Source organism: Moorena sp. SIO2C4 (assembly GCF_010672485.1).
GTDB lineage: Bacteria > Cyanobacteriota > Cyanobacteriia > Cyanobacteriales > Coleofasciculaceae > Moorena > Moorena producens.
This window is the reverse complement of record NZ_JAAHGN010000450.1, coordinates 1-5,835: the sequence shown is the minus strand read 5'-3', so window position 1 is coordinate 5,835 and position 5,835 is coordinate 1. Positions and strand designations below refer to the sequence as shown.

7 protein-coding genes and 1 pseudogene are annotated in these 5,835 nt (G+C 40.5%); 2 read left to right on the top strand and 6 right to left on the bottom strand.

Translation table 11 applies throughout. The features are described from left to right. Positions 1-350: 350 nt before the first annotated feature. The 3 genes from F6K20_RS21610 to F6K20_RS40115 form a co-directional block, all read right to left on the bottom strand. On the bottom strand, positions 351-1,238 hold the full coding sequence (locus tag F6K20_RS21610; RefSeq protein WP_008183335.1) for a hypothetical protein: 888 nt from the start codon (positions 1,236-1,238) through the stop codon (positions 351-353). Between the two features lie 147 nt (positions 1,239-1,385). Then, positions 1,386-2,081: a hypothetical protein gene (locus F6K20_RS21605; RefSeq protein WP_131826914.1), complete on the bottom strand. Its 696-nt coding sequence runs from the start codon at positions 2,079-2,081 to the stop codon at positions 1,386-1,388. A 430-nt stretch (positions 2,082-2,511) separates the two neighbouring features. Continuing rightward, positions 2,512-2,751, bottom strand: coding sequence for a ribbon-helix-helix protein, CopG family (locus tag F6K20_RS40115; RefSeq protein WP_008183332.1), 240 nt, complete (start codon positions 2,749-2,751; stop codon positions 2,512-2,514). A gap of 265 nt (positions 2,752-3,016) precedes the next feature. Here F6K20_RS40115 and F6K20_RS21600 point away from each other — a divergent pair, with 265 nt between their 5' ends. Both F6K20_RS21600 and F6K20_RS21595 read left to right on the top strand, forming a co-directional pair. Beyond that, positions 3,017-3,247: a hypothetical protein gene (locus tag F6K20_RS21600; RefSeq protein WP_044492889.1), complete on the top strand. Its 231-nt coding sequence runs from the start codon at positions 3,017-3,019 to the stop codon at positions 3,245-3,247. Between the two features lie 349 nt (positions 3,248-3,596). After that, positions 3,597-3,797 (top strand): annotated as a pseudogene (locus F6K20_RS21595) (deoxyribodipyrimidine photo-lyase); the annotation flags it as partial. A 276-nt stretch (positions 3,798-4,073) separates the two neighbouring features. On the opposite strand, the gene F6K20_RS21590 reads toward F6K20_RS21595, so the two are convergent. From F6K20_RS21590 to F6K20_RS21580, 3 genes are all read right to left on the bottom strand, one after another. Then, entirely contained in the window at positions 4,074-4,421 is a 348-nt protein-coding gene (locus F6K20_RS21590) for a DUF1815 family protein (protein ID WP_044492888.1), read from the bottom strand. 323 nt (positions 4,422-4,744) lie between these two features. After that, complete coding sequence (locus F6K20_RS21585) at positions 4,745-4,957, bottom strand: DUF2839 domain-containing protein (protein WP_008183321.1); 213 nt, start codon at positions 4,955-4,957, stop codon at positions 4,745-4,747. 282 nt (positions 4,958-5,239) lie between these two features. Beyond that, a partial coding sequence (locus F6K20_RS21580; protein ID WP_287295977.1) for an amidophosphoribosyltransferase occupies positions 5,240-5,835 on the bottom strand: 596 nt, incomplete at its 5' end.

The following is a 5,835-nucleotide window of genomic DNA, read 5'->3' as shown; positions in this document are numbered from 1 at the left end:
ATTCGCCACGGGTCGCACCTAAAAGTAAGCGATTACTTACGTTTCGGAGTTATGGAATGTCAAACATCTTAATGGGTAGTGCTATATCAGAACCTGCCCAACCTCTGGCTGCCCCTTGCCTGTTCCCTCAGAGCATATAACCCTCTTCGGTTTCGCGTCCTACTGCACACCGGAGCCGCGCTTCGCGTCTATGGGTCGCAAGCGGTTTATCAAAAAATGGCTAAACTGTTAGGCATTAAAAATGCCTAACAGCTTACCATACTAGGATTCATATCCACGCTTAATGCTGATAGATTAATGCTTATTTTAAAGACTTTATTTTCGTCAATAACTCGGTTTTTATTATAGTTTTATTTGGCAGTTTTATCCCCGTAATTAATACTTTTTTTGTTTTGAATACATTTAGGGTTAGGGGAAAATAACCGCTCTAATTTGGTTTTCAATAATTGGTTAATTGCCTGGATACTTTTTGTGGTTTTATTTGCTTCTATTTTGGGATATTTAAGTTTATTTTTGTCGAGTTTGATTACCAATTCTAAAGCTTCTTGGTGTTGATTAATTTCTTCTACAACTATTTTTCGTTCCTGTTCAGCCTTTGTTGTTGCTGCTTGATTCTCTTCTCTTAACTTAAGTTGTTCATTATCCTTATACAAGGGGGTAGGGTTAATCCCATATACCATTAGGATTTGAAGATTTTTTCTGGCGGCCATGAATTTTTTGCTAGCGGCTACTATGCCTCTACTTAGACAAAGGGAAGCTGTGGAAAAAATTATGGCTACAACAAAAGCAATAACCGGTATTAACTGATCTACTGCTCCGGATTCGTTGCTGACTAATACGGCTTGGAAATTCAAAAATATATCTCCTAAGAGCACCAGCCAAATTATAGATAATCCATTAGTTAATGGTAAAGGTATCTTAATTTTTTTGCTAATAATTCCAGACCCATCTACTATGGAGGTTATGGGTAAAGCACCTGTTACCAATAAACTGAGTAAATTCTTAGTCTCAATTCCAAATATTTTATCACCCTTTGACAGAGCAAGTCTTTCCCCAAACGAGTAATCTAATAGAGCCAACTGTCCAAAACTAGAAATTATTAAAAGTGCTAACAATATCAAAATTATTAAGACTTGAAGTCTTTTTTCTCTGCGATACCAATCTTCAAGCTTTTCACGATCTTCCGGCTTTTCAATATAGTTTTCAGACTTGGTAGTTGCTGGTTCAAATTCAGTCATATCTCATCACATCAGTTGATTAAGTAGAGTAGTGTCTACTAGGGTCTGGTTAGTTTACTCTTTTCCGGTGAAGCATTTGGAGCCTATACCTTTGGTTTTACCTATAATTTGTCGTCCAAATCCCCAAACTCATACTAGTACTAAACGTTATAATTTTTTTAAATCCTCCGGTATTTCGCAATAGTTATACTCTGAACTAGGAGTATATTTTTTGAGGTATTCTCCATCCAGTATTGACTCAAAATAATTATTAAGATGTATTCCTCCAATATCATCTATCTGGTTTAATTCTTTTTGAATTTCATGTTTAACAGTTTTCCCATCACGAAATGCATTACTGGCTTGACTGCTTCTCCTCTCCTTTTGTCTTAATATTTCTTTTAAATTGGGATAATTTTTGAGTTTTAAATAATAAATTCCTTCAAATAAGTCCCAGGTGTAAACTTGAAGGTTAACATTGGTTTGAGCATCTTTGATTTCAAAGGGCAAAGAAACTATGAAAATAACACTTTTAATTTTAGGGTCACGAATTTGGAGATTTCTCTCCAGACTTAAATTTAAAACTTGTTGCTCATCTTCCCTAGACCATTTCCAAGCTAAGCAACTAGCTTTTTTATAAACCCATCCGTCCTTATGGTTATCAATACGTCTGATATAAAAACTTTTAGGTTGATGAGAAAATGTTAATAAGGTTACAATATTGGGAGTATATCTATGATTCAGTAAACTATTGGTATCTGGAATTTCTTGTATTGAGTTTACAGGAATTCTTAAGACAAGCTTTTGAGGTGAGCATTCTTGATTGCCAAAAATCTCGTTATAGATAGGCTCATTAGACTGCACACTTATACTTCGAGCTTCTTGAGTTTGAATGTGACAGGGACTAATTTGAGGGGTACAGGAGTGTAGCCCGATACTATTCAAGATAAGAGTGACAAGAATTCCTAGATAGCGGTGCGACCCCGGCGAGGTTCCCTCGCCATGGGAACGCGCACCAAGACATCGGAAGAGTTTATTCATGGAAAACTGTATCATGAAATGACTTGAAAGATGCTGTACGCTAGCACTTTCCAGTTGAGCGTTCATGCCTACAGGATTACCTAAGGAATCTTTTGCCGACCTGGGACGATCTATGATGGAAAGGATATGCGATCGCGTTAGATGCATCTCACTAATGATCTTCTAAGGTCACCGCAGACTTCCGGATTGTTGGCAAAATTAGCATTAAGTCGTTTGTGCAACTCCTCTAATAGCCGTTCGAGCTCCTTAATATCTACTTCCGCTTCTGCCGTGGGATTCCAACCTGATTGGATCTCTGAGTCAAAAATACCCTAGGTGCGCTCTTACCATTAAGAATTAAATTCCCTATAGGTGTGCGCCTCCAGCATTTGTGTCTGGCAACCAGACTAGGATTGTCTTGACTTCTAGCAAACTGCTCTACCAACTCGCTGCGACTGCTCTTCAACCTCTTGGCCAATTTGTCTAGTTTCTTAATGCTGCTTGGCGTTAGCATGTTTGTTAACTCGGATTTTATATTCTCCTTGTTTTGTCTGTGTGCTTCTCATTGCTTGGGCTCATCGCCTACACACCAAAGTTAGATCAGAAGCTTATTTTAAGCATAGACACTTGATAACTTAATGAACATAATTACACACATGTATTGGAATTAAGTCTGTGGAATTAAGTCTGTAAATCGCCCATCACTGTGTTGGATCAAGATGGGACTACAAAACTTTCTTTTCTTAGAATACAACAAGCAATTAATTAGGAGTGCATCAATGAGCTATAAAGATGAACTATTTCCTTGGCGCATCATCCGCCATCTGCCTAAATGCCAGGGAATCGTTGTCCCTCGCTTTCGCCGCCGAAATCAAGCAGAAGCCCATCTACAAGCACTGCGCTGCTTAATACCTGATGCTCGATTCACCCTCATGTTCGACATCACAGTAGATGACATTGTGCCAGCGATCGCTATGACAAAGCACCTATCTCAACCAAATCATCAATAAAACCAAATTCTTGGCTCTAATCACTGTTTTATTTCGCCGCATCAAAGCGCCTAAGAAGTTTCCCATTACTAAGCGCCAAATTGCCATACTTACCGACATTCCTGAATCATGGATTCTCAAAATCTAGCTCTGGTCTGATGTTCTGTTTGTCGATGGCCTTTAGGCCACGCTACGCGAACGCCGAGACACAGTAGAGCAATTGATCCGTAAGGGTGACGCTGGTAAAGTGGAAAAATGCACTACTAGCGCACAGCTACAGCAGTTGCAGCATGCCATCCAATCGGACTACAAAAATCTGCAACTTCAAAAAGCACCCCTAACCATCAGATGACATAAGGACTACGGCCTAATGGCATTTTCGTGCTTTCGTGGATCTTGGCAAAATCAAACAGAACCGACCTCAGCCACTGTGAATCAAAAACTTATCCTGATCTGGTATCGCAACGATTTACGGATCCATGACCATGAACCACTCTATCAAGCTGTCCAGGAAAAAGCTCAAATTATCCCCCTGTACTGCTTTGATGACAGACAATTTGGTACTACCTCTTAGCCGTCGGTCTTAACCTTTGGTAAAGCACTCTATGGGCTTTTGCTTTGGATGAAGTATTTCAAGTTGAGTGTTGAGAGTTAACAGTTAACCTTCAACACTCAATTAGCCAGCCACCAATTAGCCAGCCATCAATTTTTCCCTTTCGCTGTTGATGTTGATCAAAACACAGATGGACAGGATTATATGGATAAAACTGTGCTATCTATCTGTATTTAGGAATCTGTGTTTACCAATCCTGGTTGGATTCCTGTTTTGCCTTACTCAGTTCTAAGGTCACGGCACTGGTAACTTAAGGGCAGGGTGAGATTCTGAAGGACGAATTCGGTATTTAACCAGATTGGCGAGATCTTGTAGTTGACCAATTGCTTCAGCACCTTCCAACTTCATCAGCTCTCGGTCATCGCGCATTTCAGTCCAAGTGATCCCGTAATCTGAAACCAAAAATCGAATCAGGTGATTGTCCCCCAAGCTAACCATAAACGATGCGCTATTCATCTGCCCACCACAGGTGTAGCAGGAGGCTAAATAGCCTTGGTTTTCTAGTACAATTGCCAACGCCTGTAGATTCATTACTAAATCTCGGACAAATTGACGGTGCTCCTCTGCAAGTCGTATAAACACTTCTGTTCTCCAAACACCACTCCTAGATTTTAGAGCTTCTATTCTTTCTTAAAAATTTAATCTTCATGTTTCAAGATAAATCAGGATAAAATTGGGGGATTTTTCTAAGAAATAGACTCTTGTCAATCTTTTCCTTAATCTCTTGCCTTGTTCTATCCCAAAATTAACCTGTCGGTCAAGGCAAATTGGCTCCCTTGTCATAATTTTCATGAGTCAAGGGATATACATTAGTAGTTTCTATATGTTTATGGAAATTCTTTAACTAACCTAACTACCGGTTCAAGCACAACCGATAGTTCCGTGTTATTAGCGAGCCTTAGATGTTAATTTACTTGCCACCAACCAAATGCCGGTCCTATAAATCTCACCGTTAGCCAGAATACAATCATAAAGACAATACCAGCCCAAGCTCCCCTAGTCGTCCATTTAACAAACTGCTCACCCTGACTTTTAGTTATCGGGAGCCATGGAAATATGTTGGCTTCTTTCCCGTAGTCTTCTCCCAGTGCTGCTTTCCGGCGTTTTGCTTCACCCATAATCGTTTTTAATCACTCAGTGATAATAATAACCACTCAGTGATAATAATAACCTATGTATTGAACAATGGTGGGCATTAGCAGAGCTCGTGTAGAATTTCTTAACTTTAGGGGATGATCAGCCTTGGCAACCTCAATAAATTTACTAAGCCGCCAACAGTATCATCAAGGCTGCCCTTATCCCCCCAAAGATCGGGGGGCAGGAAAAAGGCAAAGGGATCGGGAGAATTTATTCACCCTGTTATGGGTGTGGTGCCACCTTTTACCTTTTTTCTTTTACCTTCAAACCTGTACCTCTTCCAGCATCAATTTAGAACGCTTGAGTTCTTCTGAAAGGGGAACAGGGTAATGACCTGTGAAACAAGCAGAGCAGAAACTCTTGGAGTCTTTCCTTGTGGCTAGCATCATTCCCTCCCAACTCAGATAAGCGAGGGAATCCACACCAATATAATTGGCTATTTCTGCTACTGACTTGGTGGCGGCAATCAGTTGCTCTTGGTTATCGGTGTCTATTCCAAAGAAGCAAGGATGAGTGACTGGGGGCGAGGAGACTCGCATATGTACTTCAGCTACACCTGCATCACGCAAAGCTTTGATAAGTTTGCTGCTGGTGTTTCCTCGAACAATGGAGTCATCTACTAGTACCACTCGTTTACCAACTAAGACATCTTTGAGGGGATTAAGTTTCATTCGGATGCCAGTTTCTCGCATACTCTGAGTGGGTTGGATAAAGGTGCGACCTACATAGCGATTTTTAATCAGTCCCTCTCCGTAAGGAATACCGGACTCTCGGGAAAAGCCGATAGCTGCCGGGACACCGGAATCGGGTACAGCAATCACCATGTCCGCATCTGGTGTTGACTCTTTTGCCAGCTGAA

Bases quoted from the DNA above. Each gene is read 5' to 3' on its own strand.
- F6K20_RS40115 (WP_008183332.1), bottom strand. From the start codon at position 2,751: ATGCTAACGCCAAGCAGCATTAAGAAACTAGACAAATTGGCCAAGAGG.
- F6K20_RS21610 (WP_008183335.1), bottom strand. From the start codon at position 1,238: ATGACTGAATTTGAACCAGCAACTACCAAGTCTGAAAACTATATTGAA.
- F6K20_RS21600 (WP_044492889.1), top strand. From the start codon at position 3,017: ATGAGCTATAAAGATGAACTATTTCCTTGGCGCATCATCCGCCATCTG.
- F6K20_RS21585 (WP_008183321.1), bottom strand. From the start codon at position 4,957: ATGGGTGAAGCAAAACGCCGGAAAGCAGCACTGGGAGAAGACTACGGG.